The following is a 20,880-nucleotide window of genomic DNA, read 5'->3' on the forward strand; positions in this document are numbered from 1 at the left end:
GCTGACGCTGCGCGCGAGCTACTGAGGTGGCGCGCGCGCTCGCCCCGGTCATCGCGCGCCAGCAATGGCGGCGGCTGGTGCGCGACCGGCGGCTCGGCGTCCTCGCGCTGGCGATGCTGCTGGTGCTCTGCACGGCAGCGCTCGCCGGGGCGGCGCTGCATCAGGTGCAGGAGCGCGAACGCGCCGCCGCGCAGATCGAGGAAGCACGCGTCTGGGCGATGCAGGGGCCAGCCAATCCGCATGGCGCCGCGCATTTCGGACGCTATCTGTTCAAACCGGTGTCGCCGCTCGCGGTGATCGATCCGGGCCTGCTCCCACAACTCGGCACGTCGCTGAAGCTGGAGGCGCATTCGAACAACCCGGCGCGCAACCGGGGAATCGACGGCGGCACCACGCTCGACCGCTTCGGCGGGCTGAGCCCGGCGGCGCTGTTGCAGGTGCTGGCACCCTTGCTCATCATCCTGTCGGGCTTCGCCGCCTTTTCGGGTGAGCGGGCACGCGGGCTGTTGCGACAGGAGCTGGCGGCGGGAGCGTCGCCGCGGACGCTAATGGCGGGACGACTTGCCGGTCTCGGTCTGATCGTCCTGCTCATGCTGACGGTCGCGCTCGTGGCAAGCGCGGTCGCACTGTGGCTGGCGGGCGGGACTGCGGCGCATCTTGTGCCCCTGCTCGGGATGACCGCCGGTTATGCTTTGTATCTATTCGCCTTTGCCGCACTGACGCTGGCAGCATCGGCAGCCTTTGCCTCGGCGCGCACCGCACTCGTCATCCTGCTCGCTTTCTGGGCCATGGCGACATTGTTCGTGCCCCGCCTCGCGCCGACGATTGCTGAAGCCGCCGCGCCGACGCTGTCGAGTCCGGCATTTGAGGCGGCGGTGACGAAGGAAGTGATGGAAGGGCCGAGCGGCCACGACCCACGAGATGCCCGGCTCGAGCGCCTGCGCCAGGACACGATGCGGCGCTATGGCGTGTCGAAGATCGAGGATCTGCCGATCGACTTCAACGGCGTCGCTTTCTTTCATGGCGAGGCACTGTCGACCGCCATCTATCGCCGCCATTTCGCCGCGCTGTATGATGGCTATGACCGGCAGTCGGGCATTCAGCGCGCGCTGGCCCTTGTCTCGCCCGTTCAGGCGATCCGCCCCTGGTCGGCGGCGATGGCGCAGAGCGATCAGCACGCGCACCGGCGCTTCCTCGAACAGGCCGACGGGTTCCGCTACGATCTGGTGCAGCGACTGAACCGCGCGATTATCCACCGGCCCAAGGGTGGCGACGGGCCGTACATGACCGATGTCGCCGCGATCACGCGCGACGCCAAATTCGTCGCAACACCCACACCGCTGCGCGAGGCGCTGTCGCGTCACTGGATCGATCTGGCGATCCTCGCCGGTTGGGCGGCGCTCGCCTTGTTGCTCGCCCTTGCCGCGACACGAAGTCTAGGGAAAGCAAGCGCATGACGGCCCGTTCCGAAGTGACGCGGCTGGAGGCCGTGCGCGCCTGGCGCGATCCGGTGATGCGCGTGATGCTCGTCCTGTTCGCGATTGCGGCCGGTTATGCGGCCCTAACCGGTGGGCACTGGGCGCAAGCGCGGCAGGAAGCGGTCAACATCGCGGTGGCCGAGGCAGACACGATCATGGCGGATCGACGCAAAGCCTTTGTCGAAACGCTCGCCAAGGGTGAGAAACCCAATTTCGGCCTGATCTACGCGACCGCGCTCCCGTTCCGCGCGGGCCTGCCCAACGCCCCGCTCGCCGCGCTGTCGACGGGGCAGGCCGAGGGCTATCCGGCGGCGGCGAGCATCGCCCCCTTTGTCGATCCCTGGACGATCTTCGACGCGCATGCGACCGGCCTCGAAAGCCCGGCGGTGCTAGCCGCCGGACGTTTCGACCTGGCGTTCGTCATCGTGGTGCTGTTGCCACTGCTGCTGATCGCGGCAACGTATGACTTCTGGTCGCGCGACGTCGAGAATGGCAGCGCGCGGTTCCAGCTGGCCCAGCCGGTGCGCCCGGCCCACCTGATCCTGACCCGGGCGGCGGTGCGGGGCGGCGGTCTGCTTGTCGCGGCTATTGTAATTGCGATCGGCTGGCTGGTTGCGGCAGGGGCTCGCGACATCGGCAGTCTCGCACTGGCCGCTTTGGTCATGCTCGCCTATGGCGGGGTCTGGATCGCGCTCAGCATTGTCATCAACCTGCTGGTTCGCGCATCGACCACCGCCGCGCTGGCGGGCAGGACGGCATGGCTTGCGCTCGTCGTCCTGATCCCGGCAGCTTGTGCCGCGCTCGCCGATCTCGCAGCGCCGCCGCCATCGGCGATGGCCTATACCAACGCCATCCGCACCGCTGGGCTGGACGTGCGCGCCGCGAACCGCGATGCGGCCCGCGCCGCTGCCACGGCGGACTCGGGGCGCGCCTACCCCGCCTCGCTCTGGCACAGCCGCAACGAGATCCAGCAGCGCGACGCGCGGCTCGGCCCGATCCATCGCGCTTATGCCGATGGCTGGGCGCGTCACCGCGCGCTTGAAGGCACGCTATCGCTCCTATCCCCCGCAGTGATCGCGCAGGGCGCGCTCGACCGGATCGCCGGGACCGGCTCGGATCGCGCGCTGGCCTTTCAGCACCAAGCCCGCGCCTTTGCCGGCGACGTTCGCCGACTTGCCTTTGGCTGGATGGACGAGGAGCGGCTGATGACACTTGCCGATTATGATCGCCCATTGCCGCGCTTCGCCTTTGTCGAGCCGGGACCTGCGGGGCCGCTGACCCGCGATATCCTGATCCTGCTCGGATTTGCTTCGCTGTTGCTGGCGCTGGCCGCCCTTCGCCTGCGCCGCGGCGCCGCCCAATTGCTCTAAGGACTTCCGCCATGCTCGAAGCCATCGGCCTCACCAAGGATTTCGGCACGCACCGTGCGCTCGACACCCTCGACCTCCGCGTCAATCAAGGCGAAATCGTCTGCCTCCTGGGCGCCAACGGCGCAGGCAAGACGACGACGATCAACCTGTTTCTGGGCTTTCTCGAACCGAGCGCAGGCGAAGCCCGGGTCGACGGCGTCGATGTGCAAGCCGATCCAGTCGGCACCAAGCGCAAGCTGCTCTACGTCCCCGAACAGATCGCGCTGTTCGGTGAGCTGACGGGCGTCGAGAACCTCGCCTATTTCGCCGCGCTGTCGGGTATCCAGGAGCGGACGACGACGTTCCTGCGGCAATGTCTTGCCCAGGCGGGCCTCCCCGAAGCGGCACTGGAGCGGCGCGCTTCGGGCTATTCGAAAGGCATGCGGCAAAAAGTCGGCCTGGCGCTCGCCATCGCCAAGCAAGCGCGCGCTCTGCTGCTGGATGAGCCAACGTCGGGCCTCGACCCGCAGGCGTCCGCCGAGTTCCACGCGCTGATCGTGCGCCAGCGCGATGCTGGCGCGGCGGTGCTGATGGTCACGCACGACCTGTTCCGCGCGCGCGAGGTCGGCAACCGCATCGGCTTAATGCGCGAGGGCAAATTGCGGCGGATGATCGACGCGGCGGATATTACCGCGTCCGATCTTGAACGACTATATCTCGAAGAGATGGGTCGGGCACTGGCCTGATCAGTTCTGTGACTGATGCACCTTCCGGTTGCGACGTGGAAATGGGCCTCACGGCTCCAAGCGACATCTGAACGAAAGACTGCTTTCGGGGGCGATCGTTTTGGGGCTGAACGGCGGTAATTGGGGCGCTTAGCTGCCATCCCCCTTGCAATGTTGGACCTGATATGTTCTCATCCCCCGGTCGCATTCCGACCGCTCTTTGACCCCGTCGATCGCACCGCCGCAGGCCTGCGCGTACCCGCCGCGCAAAGCTGACAGCTTGCCTTACACACAGCACATTTTTGTCAGTTTCGTCTGCGGACTGTCGCCCCGGAGCCGTCCGAAGCTGACAGGATGAGGCGCGTTGCGCGGAACTTCGTCAGTTTCGCGACCACCATATTGGACTGGACGACCTTCGCGGCCGTTGCCCGGGCTCGTCCCGTCAACCTTGACTTGTGTCAGCCCCACTGCCATATCGCGCCGCAGCGAGGCGTTATGCAGCGTGATCGGGCCATAAGGGGGTACCCCAACGGCTCCGGCTCCGCCTCGGTTGATTGCTCGGCTTCCCATATCACGCGGGTCGTCATTTTTTGACCCCGCCTCCGCGCGTGCATTCGGCATGCGCGATGGCCGTTTATGCAAAGAGTTTCCATGACCAAGTTCAATACCCTCGGCCTGTCCGAGATCACCCTCGCTGCGCTCGCGGCAAAGGGCTATACCGACGCGACGCCGATCCAGGCGCAGTCGATCCCGGCGCTCCTCCAGGGCCGCGACCTGCTCGGCATCGCCCAGACCGGCACCGGCAAGACCGCCGCATTCATGCTCCCCTCGATCGAGCGCCTCGTCGCGTCGAACAAGCGGGCGCAGCCGCGCGGTTGCCGCATGCTCGTCCTCGCGCCGACCCGCGAACTGGCCAGCCAGATCGCGCAGAGCGCGCGCGACTATAGCAAGGGCACCAAGCTCAGCGTCGCCACCGTGTTCGGCGGCACCTCGATCCACAAGAACAAGACCGATCTGGCGCGCGGCGTCGACATCGTCGTTGCGACCCCGGGCCGCCTCGTCGACCTGATCGAACAGAGCTATGCGATCCTGCTCGGCATCGAAATCCTGGTGCTGGACGAGGCCGACCAGATGATGGACCTCGGCTTCATCCATGCGCTCAAGCGCATCGTCCGCGAGCTGCCCAGCAAGCGCCAGACCCTGTTCTTCTCGGCCACCATGCCCAAGTCGATCCGCGACCTCGCGACCCAGTTCATCAAGGACCCGGTCGAGGTGAAGGTGACCCCCGTCGCCACCACCGCCGAGCGCGTCGAGCAGTTCGTGACCCACGTCAACCAGACCGAGAAGCAATCGCTGCTGACCATCGCGCTGCGCGACGAGACGATCGACCGCGCGCTGGTCTTCACCCGCACCAAGCATGGCGCCGACCGCGTCGTGAAGCTGCTGGCGGCCAGCGGCATCGCGTCGAACGCGATCCACGGCAACAAGAGCCAGCCGCAGCGCGAGCGCGCGCTGGGCGAGTTCAAGTCGGGCAAGGTCAAGATCCTGGTCGCGACCGACATCGCCGCACGCGGCATCGACGTGTCGGGGGTCAGCCATGTGTTCAACTTCGAACTGCCCAACGTCCCGGACCAGTATGTCCACCGCATCGGCCGCACCGCGCGTGCCGGCGCGACCGGCATCGCCATCAGCTTCTGCGCCGATGACGAGCGGCCGTACCTGCGCGATATCGAGAAGCTGATCCGCCAGAAGGTGACGATCCAGCCGCTTCCCGAGGACTTCATGGCGCAGTCGGCCAAGATCAAGTCGAGCCGCGGCCCGATCCCGATCAGCCGCGACGAGATGAACGGCCGCAACGGGCGGACGATGCAGGATCGCAACGCCCATCACCGCGCCGCCCAGCGCGACCGCGGCCCGCGCGGCAACCCCGCCGGTGACCGTCCGCAGGGCGAGCGTGGCGAGGGCCAGCGCAGCACGCTCGGCGCCAGCTACGCCCCTCGCGCCGCTGAAGGCGCGGGCGAAAAGCCGCGCTTCTACGGCCCGCGCAAGAAGAAGTTCGCCCCGCGCCCCGCTGGTGCCACCAGCGGCCAGCGCAGCGGCGGCAATGGCGGCGGCCAGCGCCGGGGCTAACCTGCTCTCCCCTCCCTGCGTGCAGGGAGGGGAAGTCGGCCTACCTCCGTCCCGGCCCGCGTCCGCGCCGCCGCGCGGCCTCGTCGTCACGCCCCGCGATCAAGCGCTCGGCGCGCTCCGCCCCAGCCGTCGCCTCATTCCCCCGCGCCCGATCAGCGGCGCGGCGCGACGATACAGCGCCAGCGCCTTGTCATACTCCCCCGCCGACTCGGCACAGAGGCCCAGGTCGAAGGTGATCGACGGATGATTCGGTGCCTGCTGATCCATCGCCGCCCAGGCCGCGCATGCGCCCCGCAGGTCGCGCTGGGTCTGCCGCACGACATCCTTGAACGGGCGCACTTGGTCCTTGGGCAGTCCCTTGGTGCTTTCCCGGAAGCGGATCGAATAGTCCTCTACCGACGGCACGATGTCGCGCCGCACATTTTCGGCGATGTCGATGATCATCCCGCGGATCGCCTCCTCGGTGGTGCGCGGCGGGTTCTGGCCCCGGCACCAGCTGGTTTCGTCGCGGCGCGGGCGTGACACACTATAAAGGACTCGCCCGTCCGGCCCGGCGAGGCGCAAATCAGCGTTCACGTTGATGACGCGGCGGGTGCAGTCCTTCTCGACCTCCTCTTCCCGCAGGCACTTGCCGTCGCGCTTGCCGCCCTCGCGCTCGACGCATTCCTTTTCCTTGCGCTTGAAGCGGCTCTCCTGAACCCCGGTGACGACATTGCCGTTGAGCAATCCGTCGGCATCGCCGCCGCGCCCGCCGACCAGATCGAAATGCGTTCGCCCCTCGATATCCGGTCGGCCAAGCGCGCGTTCGATCGCCATCCCCAATTGCATCCCGTCCTCGCCTCCGATTCGCCCGATGCGCAGCAGAATCGAGCATCGCGGCGTCGCGATAGGGAGCGGCAAAGCGACCGGTCATCCGCGCGCTTTCGGCATGGGCAGCAGGAGCGAGCGCGATGGCTGCGGCGAACAGCATCGCTGTACGGGTGGGCGTCGAGATCATGGCATTCCCCCAAATGCGTCAACGGGGCATTGTTTCGCACTCGTGCCCATTTCGGGCAACCCAGTTCACGTTCCAGCCGTCATCACCTGGTCACACAGGTTGCATCCGCGCCCCCCCTTTGCTAGGCGCGCGCCAACCCATCGGGGGTGCCGGTTCGGCATGCCCCCGAATCCCAATGGGGCCATTTCTAGAGTCCAAGAGGAAACACGCGTCCGTGGATAATTCCGGCGGTATCCAAGCCAGCTTAAGCGGTCGCTATGCCACCGCGCTGTTCGATCTGGCCCGCGAGGGTGATTCGATCGCAACGGTCGGATCGAGCCTTGCGACGGTCAGCCGGGCGCTGACCGACTCGGCCGATTTCGCCGCGCTGACCAAGAGCCCGCTGATCGGTCGCGATGCGTCGGCACGCGGCGTGGCGGCGGCGGCGGGTGCGATGAAGCTCGACTCGCTCACCACGCGCTTCCTGGGCGTGCTGGCACAGAATGGCCGCCTGTCGGCGCTGCCGGGCATCATTCGCGATTTCGCGACGCTGGCCGCCCGCCATCGCGGCGAAGTGACCGCCGCAGTCACCTCCGCCCACCCGCTCGACGCGAAGCAGGTGGCAGAACTCAAGACGCAGCTGCGCACACGTGTCGGCCGCGACGTCAATGTCGACCTGTCGGTCGATCCCTCGCTCCTTGGCGGGCTGGTCGTGAAGATCGGCTCCCAGATGATCGACAGCTCGATCAAGACCCGTTTGAACTCACTCGCCCACGCGATGAAAGGCTGAAGGCTAAGACAATGGATATCCGCGCCGCAGAAATCTCGAAGGTCATCAAGGACCAGATCGCCAATTTCGGTACCGAGGCAGAGGTCAGCGAGACCGGCCAGGTACTGAGCGTCGGTGACGGCATCGCGCGCGTCCACGGCCTCGACAACGTCCAGGCGGGCGAAATGGTCGAGTTCGCCAATGGCGTGCAGGGCATGGCGCTCAACCTCGAAGCCGATAACGTCGGTATCGTGATCTTCGGCTCGGACTCGGAGATCAAGGAAGGCGACACCGTCAAGCGCACCGGCACCATCGTCGACGTTCCGGTCGGCAAGGGCCTGCTCGGTCGCGTCGTCGACGGTCTCGGCAACCCGATCGACGGCAAGGGCCCGATCGTCTCCGACCAGCGTTCGCGCGTCGAAGTGAAGGCACCCGGCATCATCCCGCGCAAGTCGGTGCATGAGCCGGTGCAGACCGGCCTCAAGGCGATCGACGCGCTCGTCCCCGTCGGCCGTGGCCAGCGCGAGCTGATCATCGGCGACCGTCAGACCGGCAAGTCGGCTGTCGCGATCGACACCTTCATCAACCAGAAGACCGTCAACGCCGGCACCGACGAGAGCAAGAAGCTCTATTGCGTGTACGTCGCCGTCGGCCAGAAGCGCTCGACCGTCGCACAGCTCGTCCGCACGCTCGAAGAGAATGGCGCGATGGAATACTCCATCGTGGTCGCCGCGACCGCATCGGACCCCGCCCCGCTCCAGTTCCTTGCGCCCTACACCGGCTGCGCGATGGGCGAGTATTTCCGCGACAACGGCATGCACGCCGTGATCGTCTATGACGACCTGTCGAAGCAGGCGGTCGCCTATCGCCAGATGTCGCTGCTGCTGCGCCGCCCGCCGGGCCGCGAAGCCTATCCGGGTGACGTCTTCTATCTGCACAGCCGCCTGCTGGAGCGCGCGGCGAAGCTGAACGAGGGCAATGGCTCGGGCTCGCTCACCGCGCTGCCGATCATCGAAACGCAGGCAGGCGACGTGTCGGCGTACATCCCGACCAACGTGATCTCGATCACCGACGGTCAGATCTTCCTTGAAACCGACCTGTTCTTCGCGGGCATCCGCCCGGCGATCAACGTCGGCCTGTCGGTGTCGCGCGTCGGTTCGTCGGCACAGACCAAGGCGATGAAGAAGGTGTCGGGCTCGATCAAGCTCGAGCTCGCCCAGTATCGCGAAATGGCCGCGTTCGCGCAGTTCGGTTCGGACCTCGACGCCTCGACCCAGAAGCTGCTGAACCGTGGCGCACGCCTGACCGAACTGCTCAAGCAGCCGCAGTTCTCGCCGCTGCCGTTCGAAGAGCAGACCGTGTCGATCTTCGCCGGCACCAACGGCTATCTCGACAGCGTCGCGGTGCAGGACGTCGTCCGTTACGAAGCCGCGATGCTCGCCGAAATGCGCAGCAAGCACGCCGACATCCTGACCGCGATCCGCGACAGCAAGGATCTGAGCGACGACACCAAGTCGAAGCTCAAGGACGCGCTCGCCGCGTTTGGCAAGACGTTCGCGTAATTAGCCCTCTCCCCGCTTGCGGGGAGAGGGTTGGGAGAGGGGCATGAAGGCTCCGCTTCCGACTCCCCCTCTCCCCGGCCCTCTCCCCTGAAGGGGAGAGGGAGAAGGAAAGAAGAATGGCCTCTCTCAAGGCACTCAAAGTCCGGATCAACTCGGTCAAGTCGACCCAGAAGATCACCAAGGCGATGAAGATGGTCGCCGCCGCCAAGCTGCGCCGCGCGCAGGAAGCGGCGGAGGCCGGGCGTCCCTATGCGCAGCGGCTCGAAAGCGTCGTCGCCAGCCTCGCGTCGAAGGTCGCGGGCGGCCCCGGCGTGTCCCCGCTGCTCGCCGGCACCGGCAAGGATCAGGTCCATCTGTTCGTCGTCGCGACGAGCGACAAGGGCCTGGCCGGCGCGTTCAACACCAACATCGCCCGCCTGGCGCGCCGCCGCGCGCAGGAGCTGATCGCCGAAGGCAAGACGGTCAAGTTCTACACCATCGGCCGCAAGGGCCGCGCGGTGCTGAACCGGCTGTTCCCGAACAGCTTCGTCCACGGCATCGAGCCGGGCGACCTCGGCAAGCTCGGCTTTGCCGACGCGCGCGGCTATGCCGACGACCTGATCGCGCGCTTCGAGGCCGGCGAATATGACGTCGCCCATCTGTTCTATTCGAACTTCAAGTCGGTCCTGACCCAGGAGCCGACCGAGCAGCAGCTGATCCCGGTCAAGATTCCGGAAGTCGCTGTGGTCGAGGAAGGCGCTGCCGTCACCGAGTACGAGCCCGACGAGGAATCGATCCTCGCCGACTTGCTGCCGCGCAACGTCGCGATCCAGCTCTACCGCGCAATCCGTGAGAACGCCGCGTCGGAGCAGGGCAGCAAGATGACCGCGATGGACAATGCCACGCGCAACGCTGGCGATCTCATCAAGCGGCTGTCGATCCAGTATAACCGCGCGCGCCAGGCCGCGATCACGACCGAACTGGTCGAGATCATCTCGGGCGCCGAGGCACTGTAAGATGCGTGCGTTGTTCCTCCTCGCTGCGACCGTCGCGCTCGCGGGCTGCAACCAGCAGCCTGCCGAGCAGCCGACGCTTGCGCAGAACGAGGCGGCGGCGCGCGAGGCGGCGGCGGATCTCAAGGGCTGGGACCGCGTATTCGGCTACCCGACCGAGACGATCGGCCGCCTCAACCAATATGGCTATCGCATCGGTGCCTATGCTGCCGCGGGCACCGGCTTCGCGGCCAAGGGCACGGACATCACGCTGTCGCAGTCGGGCGCAAAGACGCCGAACAAAGGCAATGTGTCCGTCACCGGTCCCGACGCTGCGGCGATCGATAGCATCGCCTTCTCGCTCGCGCTTACCGACGACGCCAATGCCGAGACCGCGAAGAAGCGGCTGACCGACATCGTCCGCGCCTTCCTGTTCCAGTACGGCATCGACGACAAGAAGGCGCTCGACGCCATCGCCTCTGAAACCGCCACCGAAGGCAAGATCGGCGACACGCCCTTCGCCATCGCGCTGACCAAGGGCGATGCCGCCCGCACCCTGACCGTGACTTTCCGCCGCCCCTCCGCTACGGCCCCGGCCGAGGCGATGGTCGGCAATTCCCAACAACCCTGATCGCATTCGCCAAGCAAGGACTTGAAGAACATGGCAACCGCAGCCCCCACCGCAGACAAGCCCGCGCGCAAGCCGCGCGCGACCAAGCCCAAGGCGGACAGCGCCGCAACCGCAGCGCCCGTCGCCGCCGCCGGCACGGGCCGCATCGCGCAGGTCATCGGCGCGGTGGTCGACGTCAGCTTCGACGGTGAGCTGCCCGCGATCCTCTCGGCGCTCGAGACGGACAATAACGGCCAGCGCCTCGTGCTCGAAGTCGCGCAGCACCTCGGCCAGAACACCGTCCGTACCATCGCAATGGACGCGACCGAGGGTCTGACCCGCGGCCAGGCAGTCACCGCCACCGGCGCACAGATCCAGGTCCCGGTGGGTCCGGCGACGCTCGGCCGCATCCTCAACGTTGTCGGTGAACCGATCGACGAGCGCGGCCCGGTCGCAACCGACCTGCGCGCGCCGATCCATGCCGAGGCTCCGCTGTTCGTCGACCAGTCGACCGAGAGCGCGATCCTCGTCACCGGCATCAAGGTAATCGACCTGCTCGCGCCCTACGCAAAGGGCGGCAAGATCGGCCTGTTCGGCGGTGCCGGCGTCGGCAAGACCGTTCTCATCCAGGAACTGATCAACAACATCGCCAAGGGCCATGGCGGCACCTCGGTCTTCGCGGGCGTGGGTGAGCGCACCCGCGAGGGTAACGACCTCTACCACGAGTTCCTCGACGCCGGCGTGATCGCCAAGGACGCCGACGGCAACGCGATCAGCGAAGGGTCGAAGGTTGCGCTGGTCTATGGCCAGATGAACGAGCCGCCGGGCGCGCGCGCGCGCGTCGCGCTGTCGGGCCTGACCATCGCCGAATATTTCCGCGACGTCGAAGGTCAGGACGTGCTGTTCTTCGTCGACAACATCTTCCGCTTCACCCAGGCGGGCGCGGAAGTGTCGGCACTGCTCGGCCGCATCCCGTCGGCGGTGGGCTATCAGCCGACCCTGTCGACCGACATGGGCGCGCTCCAGGAGCGCATCACCTCGACCAACAAGGGTTCGATCACCTCGGTTCAGGCCGTGTACGTCCCTGCGGACGACTTGACCGACCCGGCACCTGCAACCTCGTTCGCCCACTTGGACGCGACCACGGTTCTCAACCGTGCGATCTCGGAACTCGGCATCTATCCGGCGGTCGATCCGCTGGACTCGACCAGCCGCGTGCTCGAGCCGCGCGTCGTCGGTCAGGAGCATTACGAGACCGCCCGCGCCGTCCAGTCGATCCTGCAGAAGTACAAGTCGCTGCAGGACATCATCGCGATCCTCGGAATGGACGAGCTGTCGGAAGAAGATAAGCTGACCGTCGCCCGCGCGCGCAAGATCCAGCGCTTCCTCAGCCAGCCGTTCCACGTCGCCGAAGTCTTCACCGGCATCCCGGGCGCGTTCGTCCAGCTGGAAGACACGATCAAGTCGTTCAAGGCGGTCGTGAACGGCGAGTACGATCACCTGCCCGAATCGGCCTTCTACATGGTCGGCGGCATCGACGACGTCGTCGCCAAGGCCGCCAAGATGGCCGCCGAGGCGTAAGCCCTCTTAAGCCCCTCCCCTTCAGGGGAGGGGCTTGAGGTGGGGCAGTAATCACAGGGGCCGGGTGCGCGTTGATACGCCCCACCCCAACCCCTCTCCTGAAGGGGAGGGGCTAGGAAGAAGAACATGCTGCACTTCGAACTCGTGACCCCCCGAAAAGCTGCTCCGCTCGGAGGACGTCCACATGGTGGTGGTCCCCGGCAGCGAGGGCGATTTCGGCGTGCTGGAGGGCCATGCGCCCTTCATGTCGACGATCCGCGACGGCAATATCGAAATCTACAAGACCGCGTCGAACCAGTCGCCGGAGGTCATCCGCGTCGAGGGCGGCTTTGCCGAGGTCAATGAACAGGGTCTGACGGTTCTGGCCGAGAAGGCTGGCTGAGCCCGACGCCCTACCGCGTGCTCCTGGAAAGACAGGAGCGCAGAGTTACGAGGGGCATCGCTCAGTGACCCTAGGCGCCTGCCTTCGCAGGAGTCGGGAAAAGACAAAGGCCGCAGGGACAACCCTGCGGCCTTCTTCGTTCTTCCCCTGCCCCGCAGGGGAGGTGGCATCGCGAAGCGATGACGGAGGGGCGCCCTCGCAGAGGGCGGAACTTTGCCGAGAGGTCACGGCTGCCTTCGTAGCCGCCCCTCCACCACCCGCTGCGCGGGCGGTCCCCCCTCCCCCAGCAAGCTGGGGGAGGAATAGAAGCTCACCCGCGCTGATATTCCATCGCGCTCACCCACCCCTTCGCGCTCCCGCGTTCGACCTTCAGGGCATCGCCGGTGCGGGTGAAGCGCAGCCGCGCGGTCCCTGCCTTGGTCGGCATTTCGAACGTCACGCTCTGCGCATCGCGGGCGACCTCGGTGAACCGGCTCGGCGGGATTGAGGGCAGTGCCAGCTCCAGCACCGCCCTGTCGCCCAGCGTATCGAACGTCAGTTCCGCCTTCGCGCCCTGCATCGCCGCGCTCGTCCCCTCTTCGCTGCACATGACGCCCTGCTTGGTGGGGCCACATTTCATCTCCAGCCCGCCACCCCGCCAGATGCCGCCCAGCCAGTCGAGCTGCCGACTCGCCGCAACGGGCGCAATCGGCGCGGGAGCAGTCGCGAGCCCGGTAGGCGCGGCGAACATCGTGAACAGCGAAACGAGGAAGGTGAACATGCAATAACCCCCTGTGATCAAAAGTCACAGCCGCACTCGCATTCTCACCCGCCACGGGCCATGGTCAGGATCGGTCAAGGGACGCGGGTGTAAGCCCAGCGCATCGGCCTGCTGCCGTCGGCCAGCGCGATCTCCGCGTTCAGCATCTCGCCCTCGCGCCAGTAACGGATGCGCTGCGGATAATCATGGCCGGGATTGCCGAAGGTGATGCCCTGCGCCTCGCGCTTGCTCTCGCGGAATGCCACGGCGGGAGAACCGCGCGGCGATCCGTAGAACACGACCGCCTCGGCGCTCAGCTCGATCCGCATATACTCGAAATCGCGCGTCTTGCCGTCGCGCACCGTCTGGCTGGTCCCCAGCATCATGCCGCCACGCGCCGGTCCCCACAGTTCACAGGTCTGGCGGCCATTGACGGCCACAGTACACCATTCGCCTTCCAGCCAGGCCAGATCAGGCGGCGAATCAGCGACTGGCGTCACCAGCATCAGCATTAGTCTCAGCATCCGCCCCTCCGAGCCGCCAAGCTGTTGATGGTTAGGAACTTGTCAAACCTTGGCGGCTATTCCGTTGACCGTAACCTATAGCGGGGAGTTGGTGTGAGCGCATTCGGACGTCGCAGCGGACCTGGGGGAGGCCCGGGACGGCCAGCCTTCGGCGTTGCACGCCCGATGCAGGGCGGCGGTTCCGCTCGCCCGGTCGAGCCGGCGGGCGGCGAGCAATTTCCGCCGCTCCATGACGTGCCCCTGCCAGGTGCCTCCCAGACCCAGCCCGAACCCGCCTCAGGCGGCACGACGGGCAACCAGTCGACCACCGAAGCGATGCAGCGCCTGGCCGATCGCCAGGCCGCGACCGGCGAGCCGAGCAGTTCCCGAACCGAAGGCTTCGAGGCGTCGATCCACCGGATCAAGGAACAGGTGCTCCCGCGCCTGCTCGAGCGAGTCGATCCCGAAGCCGCAGCGACGCTGAGCAAGGACGAGCTGGCCGAGGAATTCCGACCGATCATCGGCGAAGTGCTCGCCGAGCTGAAGCTGACGCTCAACCGTCGCGAACAGTTCGCGCTCGAAAAAGTGCTGGTCGACGAGTTGCTCGGCCTCGGTCCGCTTGAGGAGCTGCTCTCCGACAGCTCGATCAGCGACATCATGGTCAATGGCCCCGATCAGACCTTTGTCGAGCGCAAGGGCAAGCTCGAGCTGGCCAACATCCAGTTCCGCGACGAGGAGCATCTGTTCCAGATCGCCCAGCGCATCTGCAACTCGGTCGGCCGGCGCGTCGACCAGACCACCCCGCTCGCCGACGCGCGCCTCAAGGATGGCAGCCGCGTCAACGTGATCGTGCCGCCGCTGTCGTTGCGCGGCACCGCGATCTCGATTCGCAAATTCTCAGACAAGCCGATCACGCTCGACATGATGGCGGGCTTTGGATCGATGTCGTCGAAGATGGCGACGATGTTGAAGATCGCGGGTGCCTGCCGCTTCAACGTCGTCATCTCGGGCGGTACCGGCTCGGGCAAGACGACGATGCTCAATGCATTGTCGAAGATGATCGACCCGGGCGAGCGCGTGCTGACGATCGAGGACGCGGCGGAGCTTCGTCTGCAACAGCCGCACTGGCTTCCGCTCGAAACCCGCCCGCCGAATCTTGAAGGTCAGGGCGAAATCACGATTCGCGACCTGGTCAAGAACGCCCTTCGTATGCGCCCGGATCGCATCATCCTCGGCGAAATTCGCGGGCCTGAATGCTTCGATCTCCTGTCCGCGATGAACACCGGCCATGACGGATCGATGTGCACCCTCCACTCCAATTCCCCACGCGAATGCCTCGGCCGCATGGAGAACATGGTGCTGATGGGCGACATCAAGATCCCGAAGGAAGCGATCAGCCGCCAGATCGCCGATTCGGTCGACCTGATCGTTCAGGTAAAGCGCCTGCGCGACGGCAGCCGCCGCGTCACCAACATCACCGAGGTGATCGGGATGGAAGGTCCGGTGATCGTGACGCAGGAATTGTTCAAGTTCGAATATCTCGACGAGAGCGCCGACGGGAAGATCATCGGCGAGTATCGCTCGATGGGCCTGCGCCCCTATACGCTTGAAAAGGCGCGCTCATTCGGCTTCGACCAGGCGCTGCTGGAAGCGTGCCTGTAAACACCGCGGGCAGCCTACTCCCTCAACGGGACATTAACCACGACCGCAACCGCTGGCGCTCCCCTGCCCCACGCTTAGCATGGCGCACATGGAGTTCCGCGCGATCGTGATGCTGCTGACCGCCCTGATCGGCCTGGCCGTGCCCGCTGATCGCGTTGCTGCGGCGCCCGCGGTGATGCACCTCGCCGCCGATACCGAAGCGCGCTGGGTGAGCTTCGAGCTCACCGCAGGCAACCAGATCCGCTTTCGTACCCTGCTCAATGGCCGTTGGGTCGATGCGCTGCTGGACACCGGCGTCACCGATTCCGCCGTCTCGACCCGGTTTGCCCACACCGCAGGACTGAAGCCGCTGGTCGCGGGCCGCGCCGATGCGATCGGGGGCAGCGTTGCGCTTTCCTGGACCGGGATCGACCGGGTCGAGGTCGGCGGGTTGGTCCGCACCGGCGGTCGGGTCGCGATCATCGACGCCGATCCGCGCGTCACCGGCAACGCGCCGGTCGACCTGTTCGTCGGGTCCGACCTGCTTGCCGGCCATGCGCTCGAGATCGACTATGACACACAGCGCTTTCGCCTGCTGCCGAGCGGACGCATGCCATTTCGGGGCGTGACGCTACCGCTGCGCCTCGCCGAGCGCTCTGGCCTTTATCTCAGCGAGCTGGATCTGGGCGGACGCAACGTGCGGCCGGTCATCGTGGATACCGGCGATGGCGGCATGGTCAGCCTGACGCGCAGCTTCTGGCAGGCCAGCGCATCCGCCGCTGTGCCGACCACCACCGCGATCTCCTGGGGACTAGGCGGCGTGGTCGAGAGCGAGGTCGCCATTCTCCCCGCCCTGCGCATCGGCGGACTCGCCGCGGAGGTCGAGCTGCGCGTCGAACCGGACACCGGCTTTTCCGGTCGCAAGGGCGCGGCGGGGCGGATCGGCGGCGGTCTGCTGCGGCGGCACCGCGTATTGCTCGACCCCCGTGCGGGCCGCATGGTCCTCGCGACCGGCGCGCGCGCCGACTGGCCAGTGACGCGATCGACCAGTGGCCTGATGGTGACGCAGGAGCGCGATCAGCTGCGCGTCCTCCACGTCATGCGCGGCAGTCCCGCCGCCGCAATGGGATGGCGTGCAGGCACGCTGATCTGCGCCGTCGATGGGATGCCCGCGGCCGACGCCGCACGCGACTGGGCAACCGGTGTTCCAGGCCGCCGCGTCAGACTGACCCTGTGCGAAGGGGGCGAACGCTCCCTCACCCTCGCCCGGTTCTACTGACACGCGAGTCCAGCTTGCGGGGGAAGATGGTGGGCTACGCTACCCGCCCTTCAGCGCCAGCGCCGCGCCGGCGATCGCAAGCACCAGCGCCATTACCTGAATGAAGGTCCAGGGTACCCAGCCGACCTTGTCCAGGTCGTGGCGCTTGCTCCGTCGCCATTCGGCGACACCGCTCACCCCGACCAGTGCGACCATCGCGCCCACTCCGATCCACAACGGCCCTTGCATCGCCCTTCGCACCACTCCAAACCACGCGCCAGAACAGAGAGGAGCCTTTCATGCGCTACACCCTGCCCGCCATCGCGCTATCCGCGGTCGCCCTGACCGCAGCCGCCGCCATCGGCGCGCCCCAGATGGGCAAGCCGAGTGCCGAATTGAAGGCCGCAGTCGCTGCCTCCACCCGCACGCCCGCCAATGTCGCCCGCGACAAATACCGCAACCCCGTCGAAACGCTCGCCTTTTTCGGCGTGAAGCCGACGCACACCGTGGTCGAGCTCTGGCCGGGCGGCGGCTGGTATTCGGAGATCCTCGTTCCCTATCTGAAAAAGGGCGGCGGCACCTATTATGCCGCGTCGCTCGCGTCGCTGTCGGGCGGGACCAATCGGCTGATGGCCGCCAATCCCGACCTCTATGGCGGGATCAAGACGGCGATCTTCCCTGTCTTCGCCCCGGACGAAACCAAGGTGCCGGACGGCAGCGCCGACGTCGTCCTCACCTTCCGCAACGTCCATAACTGGAAGATGGGCTATCAGCGTCCCGACAAGGCCGACTATTCAGCAGAGGCGTTCAAGCAGATCTTCGCGATGCTCAAGCCCGGCGGCGTGCTCGGCGTCGTCGACCACCGCCTGCCCGAAAGCGCCGATGCCGAGCGCGAGCGGACGAGCGGCTACATCAAGACCTCGACGATCAAGAAGCTCGCCGCCGATGCCGGATTCAAGCTGGTGGCGGAAAGCAACATCAACGCCAACCCGAAGGATACCGCCGACTGGAAGGACGGCGTGTGGACCCTGCCGCCCAGCTATCGCCTGAAGGATGTCGATCGCGCCAAATACGAGGCGATCGGCGAGAGCGACCGTATGACGCTCAAATTCCGCAAGCCCAATCCAAGCAAGCGGGGCGGCTGAACCGGTCGGGGGGCGGTCCGCGCCGCCCCCGCCATCTCATTGCTTGTGCACCACCCCGGCACGCATCACGAAACCGACCGATTTCAGCAGCCGCACATCCTTCAGCGGATCTCCGCTCACCGCGATGATGTCCGCGCTCTTGCCCGGTTCGATGCTGCCCACTTCCTTGGACAGGCCCAAGAGGTCGGCGGCATTCACCGTCGCAGCGACGATGGCCTGCATCGGCGTCATGCCGTGCTTGACCATCAGTTCGAACTCGTCGCCGTTGCGGCCATGCTTGGACACGCCCGCATCGGTGCCGAACGCGATCTTCACCCCTGCCGGAACCGCCTTTTCCAGCGCCTTGCCGGTGATCGAAATGCGCCAGTCGATCTTCGCACGCACCGCAGGCGGATAGGCGTTCGGGTCCTTGGCAATGCGCTCCAGATAGCCGTTCACCGTCGATAGCGTCGGGACATAATAGGCGCCCGTCTTCTTGAAGAGCGCAATCGCCTCGTCGTCCATCAGCGTGCCGTGCTCGACCGAATCCGCGCCCATCTTCAGCGCCAGCGTGATGCCGTCCGCGCCATGGGCGTGCACCGCGACCTTCTTGCCATAGAGGCGCGCGGTCTCGACGATCGCCTTTGCCTCATCGTCGAACATCTGCTTGCCCAGCCCTGCACCGATCCGGCTGTTGACCCCGCCGGTAGTCGCGATCTTGATGACGTCCGCCCCGCGCGCGACTTGGTTGCGCACCGCCTTGCGGCATGCATCGGCCCCGTCGCACAGATTTTCGATGTTCATCGCCGGGTGGAGATCCTCGACCACGCCCAGCCGCCGGTCCATATGCCCGGAGGTGGTAGAGATGGACCGCCCCGCATCGACGATGCGCGGCCCGTCGGTCCAGCCGCGTGCGATCGCCTCACGCAGCGCAAGCGTCGCGCCGTCATCGCCCAGATTGCGGACGGTGGTGAACCCCGCCATCAGCGTCTTGCGCGCGTTCCACTGCGCCTCGAACGCGCCCAGCTCCTTGCTCTCGGTAAAGCCGGCCAGCAGCCCCTCCTGCCCGGCGCGGTCGGAACTCAAATGCACATGGCTGTCGATCAGCCCCGGCAGCACCATCCTGTCCCTGAGGTCGATGACCGGCGCGTCGCCCAGCGGCATGACATGGCCGTCATAGACGCCCACGATCACCCCGCCACGCACCGCGATCGTGCTTGCCCCGCGCGGTGCCTGTGCCGGCCGGTCGAGCAGCGCGCCGGCATGGATATAGCGGTCGGGCCGCTCGGTCGCCTGCGGCTGCGCGAGCGCGGTCCCGGCGAGCAGGCCCGCAGCGACGACGACGATCCAGGACTTCATGGCATTCCCCCTTCAGATACGCGAAGGGCGGAAGGCTATTGCGCTCAGCCGAGCTTGTCGACCTGATCCTTGAGCGCGGACAGCTGTGCCTTGAGCGCGGCGATCTCGTCGTCCTTGCTCTTCTCCGGGGCGGCTGCGGCCGGCGGGGCGGGTGCGGCGGAGCCGGGGCTCGCGCCGGGCTTGAACGCCTCTGCCGCGGCTTCGAACATCTGCAGGTTGCGCTTGGCGATCTCAGCAAAGGGCGAGTTGGCGAACGCGCCCTCGACCGCCGACTTGAACTGTTCCTGATTGCGACGGAAGCTGTCCATCGACGCCTCCAGATACCCCGGGACCATCGCTTGCATCAGAATCGCCATAGAGCGCGATCAGCTGGCGCAGGAAGTTGACCGGCAACAGCGTCTGGCCACGCGCTTCCTCTTCCATGATGATCTGCGTCAAAACGTTATGCGTAATATCTTCATCGGTCTTCGCATCGACGACCTTGAAATCGCGCCCCTCGCGCGTCATCGCAGCGAGATGGTCGAGCGTGATGTAGGACGAGCTTTCGGTATTGTAGAGTCGCCGGTTCGCGTACTTCTTGATGATGACCGGGCCGTCCGTCTGCGCTGTCTTTTTCATGCTCGCCCCCAAGGGTATTTGACATGGCCCTAACATCTTTCATTGCCGCATCGCAACACGGGCCACGCCCCCTTCCGCTGTTTCTCGATCTGCTGCGCAACGAAACCGCAGCATCGCCCGATCGGCGTGCGGCGGCACTGGCGGGGCTGGCGGCCTATCAGTCGGCGCGCCGCCCACGCGCGCGACGCCCGTTGCCGGCGGTGGCGCAAGCGGGGCGAGCGACGCTACGCGATTATGGCGGAACGGGGATTCCGACCGTGTTCGTGCCCTCGCTGATCAATCCGCCGATGATCCTCGACATGCGCTACCGCCGATCGCTACTGCGCTGGCTGTCGCGGCAGGGGGTGCGCCCGCTCTTGGTCGATTGGGGCAGCCCTACGCCGCACGACCGCGATTGCGACGTGACGCAGCATGTCGAGGAGATGCTGATCCCGCTGCTACGCAGCATCGGCGAACCGGTGGCACTCGCCGGATATTGCATCGGGGGCACGATCGCGGCAGCAGCAGCGCAGGCAGTGCCGGTGCGCGGCCTCGCTATGATTGCTGCGCCCTGGCGGTTCGAGCGATTCGGGACGGAGTCTCTGGAACGGATCGATTCGATCTGGCAGGCGGCGCACGACACCTGCGACGCGCTCGGCCTTGTCCCGATGGAGGTGTTGCAGGCCGGATTCTGGCAACTCGACCCGGCGCGCACGATCGCCAAGTTCGAAAAATTCGCACGGCTAGATCCCGCAAGCGCGGCGGCGAAGAACTTCGTCGTGCTGGAGGATTGGGCAAATGCCGGCGCGCCACTAACCTTTTCCGCCGGGCGACAGATGTTCGACGATTTCTTCACCGCAGATTTGCCCGGAGATGGCCGCTGGCGGGTGGCAGGACAGATCGTTGATCCGCTGGCCCTGACCTGCCCCACGGTCGAGTTCGTTTCGCTCACCGACCGCATCGTCCCCGCCACCAGTGCGGTAGGCTTTGCCGACCAGCGCAAGCTCCGCCTCGGCCATGTCGGCATGGTGGTCGGCTCGTCCGCGCGACAGTTTCTGTGGCAACCTCTTGCCGACTGGCTAACCGCCCTCCCCGCGACTAGATAGCGCGGAAAGTTCCTCGCAGG

18 protein-coding genes and 2 pseudogenes are annotated in these 20,880 nt (G+C 66.4%); 14 read left to right on the top strand and 6 right to left on the bottom strand.

Annotated elements, in window-relative coordinates; all coding sequences use genetic code 11:
* The first annotated feature begins 77 nt into the window (after window positions 1–77).
* From LRS12_RS02560 to LRS12_RS02575, 4 genes are all read left to right on the top strand, one after another.
* Window positions 78–1,457, top strand: coding sequence for a DUF3526 domain-containing protein (locus tag LRS12_RS02560; protein WP_257843171.1), 1,380 nt, complete (start codon window positions 78–80; stop codon window positions 1,455–1,457).
* Complete coding sequence (locus LRS12_RS02565) at window positions 1,454–2,848, top strand: DUF3526 domain-containing protein (RefSeq protein WP_257843172.1); 1,395 nt, start codon at window positions 1,454–1,456, stop codon at window positions 2,846–2,848. The genes LRS12_RS02560 and LRS12_RS02565 overlap by 4 nt, the downstream gene beginning before the upstream one ends.
* Window positions 2,849–2,859: 11 nt before the next feature.
* On the top strand, window positions 2,860–3,573 hold the full coding sequence (locus LRS12_RS02570) for an ABC transporter ATP-binding protein (protein WP_257843173.1): 714 nt from the start codon (window positions 2,860–2,862) through the stop codon (window positions 3,571–3,573).
* A gap of 630 nt (window positions 3,574–4,203) precedes the next feature.
* Window positions 4,204–5,682: a DEAD/DEAH box helicase gene (locus LRS12_RS02575; protein WP_257843174.1), complete on the top strand. Its 1,479-nt coding sequence runs from the start codon at window positions 4,204–4,206 to the stop codon at window positions 5,680–5,682.
* Between the two features lie 99 nt (window positions 5,683–5,781).
* On the opposite strand, the gene LRS12_RS02580 is transcribed toward LRS12_RS02575, so the two are convergent.
* The gene (locus LRS12_RS02580; protein WP_257843175.1) at window positions 5,782–6,498 is read right to left on the bottom strand and encodes a tetratricopeptide repeat protein; all 717 of its coding nucleotides are present in this window, start codon (window positions 6,496–6,498) and stop codon (window positions 5,782–5,784) included.
* Window positions 6,499–6,893: 395 nt separating this feature from the next.
* On the opposite strand from LRS12_RS02580, the gene LRS12_RS02585 reads away from it, so the two are divergent.
* The 6 genes and pseudogenes from LRS12_RS02585 (at window position 6,894) to LRS12_RS02610 (ending at window position 12,533) form a co-directional block, all read left to right on the top strand.
* Window positions 6,894–7,448, top strand: a complete 555-nt coding sequence (locus tag LRS12_RS02585) for a F0F1 ATP synthase subunit delta (RefSeq protein ID WP_257843176.1) — start codon at window positions 6,894–6,896, stop codon at window positions 7,446–7,448.
* 11 nt (window positions 7,449–7,459) lie between these two features.
* Window positions 7,460–8,989: a F0F1 ATP synthase subunit alpha gene (gene atpA / locus LRS12_RS02590; RefSeq protein WP_257843177.1), complete on the top strand. Its 1,530-nt coding sequence runs from the start codon at window positions 7,460–7,462 to the stop codon at window positions 8,987–8,989.
* Between the two features lie 116 nt (window positions 8,990–9,105).
* Complete coding sequence (locus LRS12_RS02595; RefSeq protein WP_257843178.1) at window positions 9,106–9,984, top strand: F0F1 ATP synthase subunit gamma; 879 nt, start codon at window positions 9,106–9,108, stop codon at window positions 9,982–9,984.
* Between the two features lies 1 nt (window position 9,985).
* Complete coding sequence (locus LRS12_RS02600) at window positions 9,986–10,591, top strand: hypothetical protein (RefSeq protein ID WP_257843179.1); 606 nt, start codon at window positions 9,986–9,988, stop codon at window positions 10,589–10,591.
* Window positions 10,592–10,621: 30 nt separating this feature from the next.
* The gene (atpD, locus tag LRS12_RS02605) at window positions 10,622–12,151 is read left to right on the top strand and encodes a F0F1 ATP synthase subunit beta (RefSeq protein WP_257843180.1); all 1,530 of its coding nucleotides are present in this window, start codon (window positions 10,622–10,624) and stop codon (window positions 12,149–12,151) included.
* 126 nt (window positions 12,152–12,277) lie between these two features.
* Window positions 12,278–12,533: pseudogene (locus tag LRS12_RS02610) on the top strand (ATP synthase F1 subunit epsilon).
* A 310-nt stretch (window positions 12,534–12,843) separates the two neighbouring features.
* Here LRS12_RS02610 and LRS12_RS02615 read toward each other — a convergent pair.
* Both LRS12_RS02615 and LRS12_RS02620 read right to left on the bottom strand, forming a co-directional pair.
* Complete coding sequence (locus tag LRS12_RS02615; RefSeq protein WP_257843181.1) at window positions 12,844–13,293, bottom strand: hypothetical protein; 450 nt, start codon at window positions 13,291–13,293, stop codon at window positions 12,844–12,846.
* Between the two features lie 74 nt (window positions 13,294–13,367).
* On the bottom strand, window positions 13,368–13,796 hold the full coding sequence (locus LRS12_RS02620) for a DUF6265 family protein (protein ID WP_257843182.1): 429 nt from the start codon (window positions 13,794–13,796) through the stop codon (window positions 13,368–13,370).
* Window positions 13,797–13,889: 93 nt separating this feature from the next.
* On the opposite strand from LRS12_RS02620, the gene LRS12_RS02625 reads away from it, so the two are divergent.
* Window positions 13,890–15,437, top strand: coding sequence for a CpaF family protein (locus tag LRS12_RS02625; protein ID WP_257843183.1), 1,548 nt, complete (start codon window positions 13,890–13,892; stop codon window positions 15,435–15,437).
* Window positions 15,438–15,525: 88 nt separating this feature from the next.
* A complete protein-coding gene (locus LRS12_RS02630; RefSeq protein ID WP_257843184.1) occupies window positions 15,526–16,695 on the top strand; it encodes an aspartyl protease family protein in 1,170 nt (389 codons plus the stop codon).
* 39 nt (window positions 16,696–16,734) lie between these two features.
* Here the strand turns inward: LRS12_RS02630 and LRS12_RS02635 are convergent, their stop codons facing one another.
* Window positions 16,735–16,890: a hypothetical protein gene (locus LRS12_RS02635; protein ID WP_257843185.1), complete on the bottom strand. Its 156-nt coding sequence runs from the start codon at window positions 16,888–16,890 to the stop codon at window positions 16,735–16,737.
* Window positions 16,891–16,973: 83 nt separating this feature from the next.
* Here LRS12_RS02635 and LRS12_RS02640 point away from each other — a divergent pair, with 83 nt between their 5' ends.
* Window positions 16,974–17,819, top strand: coding sequence for a class I SAM-dependent methyltransferase (locus tag LRS12_RS02640; RefSeq protein ID WP_257843186.1), 846 nt, complete (start codon window positions 16,974–16,976; stop codon window positions 17,817–17,819).
* 36 nt (window positions 17,820–17,855) lie between these two features.
* Here the strand turns inward: LRS12_RS02640 and LRS12_RS02645 are convergent, their stop codons facing one another.
* Window positions 17,856–19,157 (bottom strand): amidohydrolase family protein, encoded by a 1,302-nt coding sequence (locus LRS12_RS02645; protein ID WP_257843187.1) that lies wholly within the window; start codon window positions 19,155–19,157, stop codon window positions 17,856–17,858.
* Between the two features lie 44 nt (window positions 19,158–19,201).
* Window positions 19,202–19,775: pseudogene (phaR, locus tag LRS12_RS02655) on the bottom strand (polyhydroxyalkanoate synthesis repressor PhaR).
* A 23-nt stretch (window positions 19,776–19,798) separates the two neighbouring features.
* On the opposite strand from phaR, the gene LRS12_RS02660 reads away from it, so the two are divergent.
* Window positions 19,799–20,860 (top strand): alpha/beta fold hydrolase, encoded by a 1,062-nt coding sequence (locus LRS12_RS02660; protein WP_257843189.1) that lies wholly within the window; start codon window positions 19,799–19,801, stop codon window positions 20,858–20,860.
* Window positions 20,861–20,880 lie beyond the last annotated feature (20 nt).

Source organism: Sphingomonas sp. J344 (genome assembly GCF_024700005.1).
GTDB lineage: Bacteria > Pseudomonadota > Alphaproteobacteria > Sphingomonadales > Sphingomonadaceae > Sphingomonas.

Bases quoted from the DNA above. Each gene is read 5' to 3' on its own strand.
- LRS12_RS02575 (WP_257843174.1), top strand. From the start codon at position 4,204: ATGACCAAGTTCAATACCCTCGGCCTGTCCGAGATCACCCTCGCTGCG.
- LRS12_RS02570 (WP_257843173.1), top strand. From the start codon at position 2,860: ATGCTCGAAGCCATCGGCCTCACCAAGGATTTCGGCACGCACCGTGCG.
- atpA (WP_257843177.1), top strand. From the start codon at position 7,460: ATGGATATCCGCGCCGCAGAAATCTCGAAGGTCATCAAGGACCAGATC.
- LRS12_RS02660 (WP_257843189.1), top strand. From the start codon at position 19,799: ATGGCCCTAACATCTTTCATTGCCGCATCGCAACACGGGCCACGCCCC.
- LRS12_RS02565 (WP_257843172.1), top strand. From the start codon at position 1,454: ATGACGGCCCGTTCCGAAGTGACGCGGCTGGAGGCCGTGCGCGCCTGG.
- LRS12_RS02595 (WP_257843178.1), top strand. From the start codon at position 9,106: ATGGCCTCTCTCAAGGCACTCAAAGTCCGGATCAACTCGGTCAAGTCG.
- LRS12_RS02615 (WP_257843181.1), bottom strand. From the start codon at position 13,293: ATGTTCACCTTCCTCGTTTCGCTGTTCACGATGTTCGCCGCGCCTACC.
- LRS12_RS02635 (WP_257843185.1), bottom strand. From the start codon at position 16,890: ATGGTCGCACTGGTCGGGGTGAGCGGTGTCGCCGAATGGCGACGGAGC.
- LRS12_RS02620 (WP_257843182.1), bottom strand. From the start codon at position 13,796: ATGCTGAGACTAATGCTGATGCTGGTGACGCCAGTCGCTGATTCGCCG.
- LRS12_RS02600 (WP_257843179.1), top strand. From the start codon at position 9,986: ATGCGTGCGTTGTTCCTCCTCGCTGCGACCGTCGCGCTCGCGGGCTGC.
- LRS12_RS02645 (WP_257843187.1), bottom strand. From the start codon at position 19,157: ATGAAGTCCTGGATCGTCGTCGTCGCTGCGGGCCTGCTCGCCGGGACC.
- LRS12_RS02580 (WP_257843175.1), bottom strand. From the start codon at position 6,498: ATGGCGATCGAACGCGCGCTTGGCCGACCGGATATCGAGGGGCGAACG.
- LRS12_RS02640 (WP_257843186.1), top strand. From the start codon at position 16,974: ATGCGCTACACCCTGCCCGCCATCGCGCTATCCGCGGTCGCCCTGACC.
- atpD (WP_257843180.1), top strand. From the start codon at position 10,622: ATGGCAACCGCAGCCCCCACCGCAGACAAGCCCGCGCGCAAGCCGCGC.
- LRS12_RS02630 (WP_257843184.1), top strand. From the start codon at position 15,526: ATGGAGTTCCGCGCGATCGTGATGCTGCTGACCGCCCTGATCGGCCTG.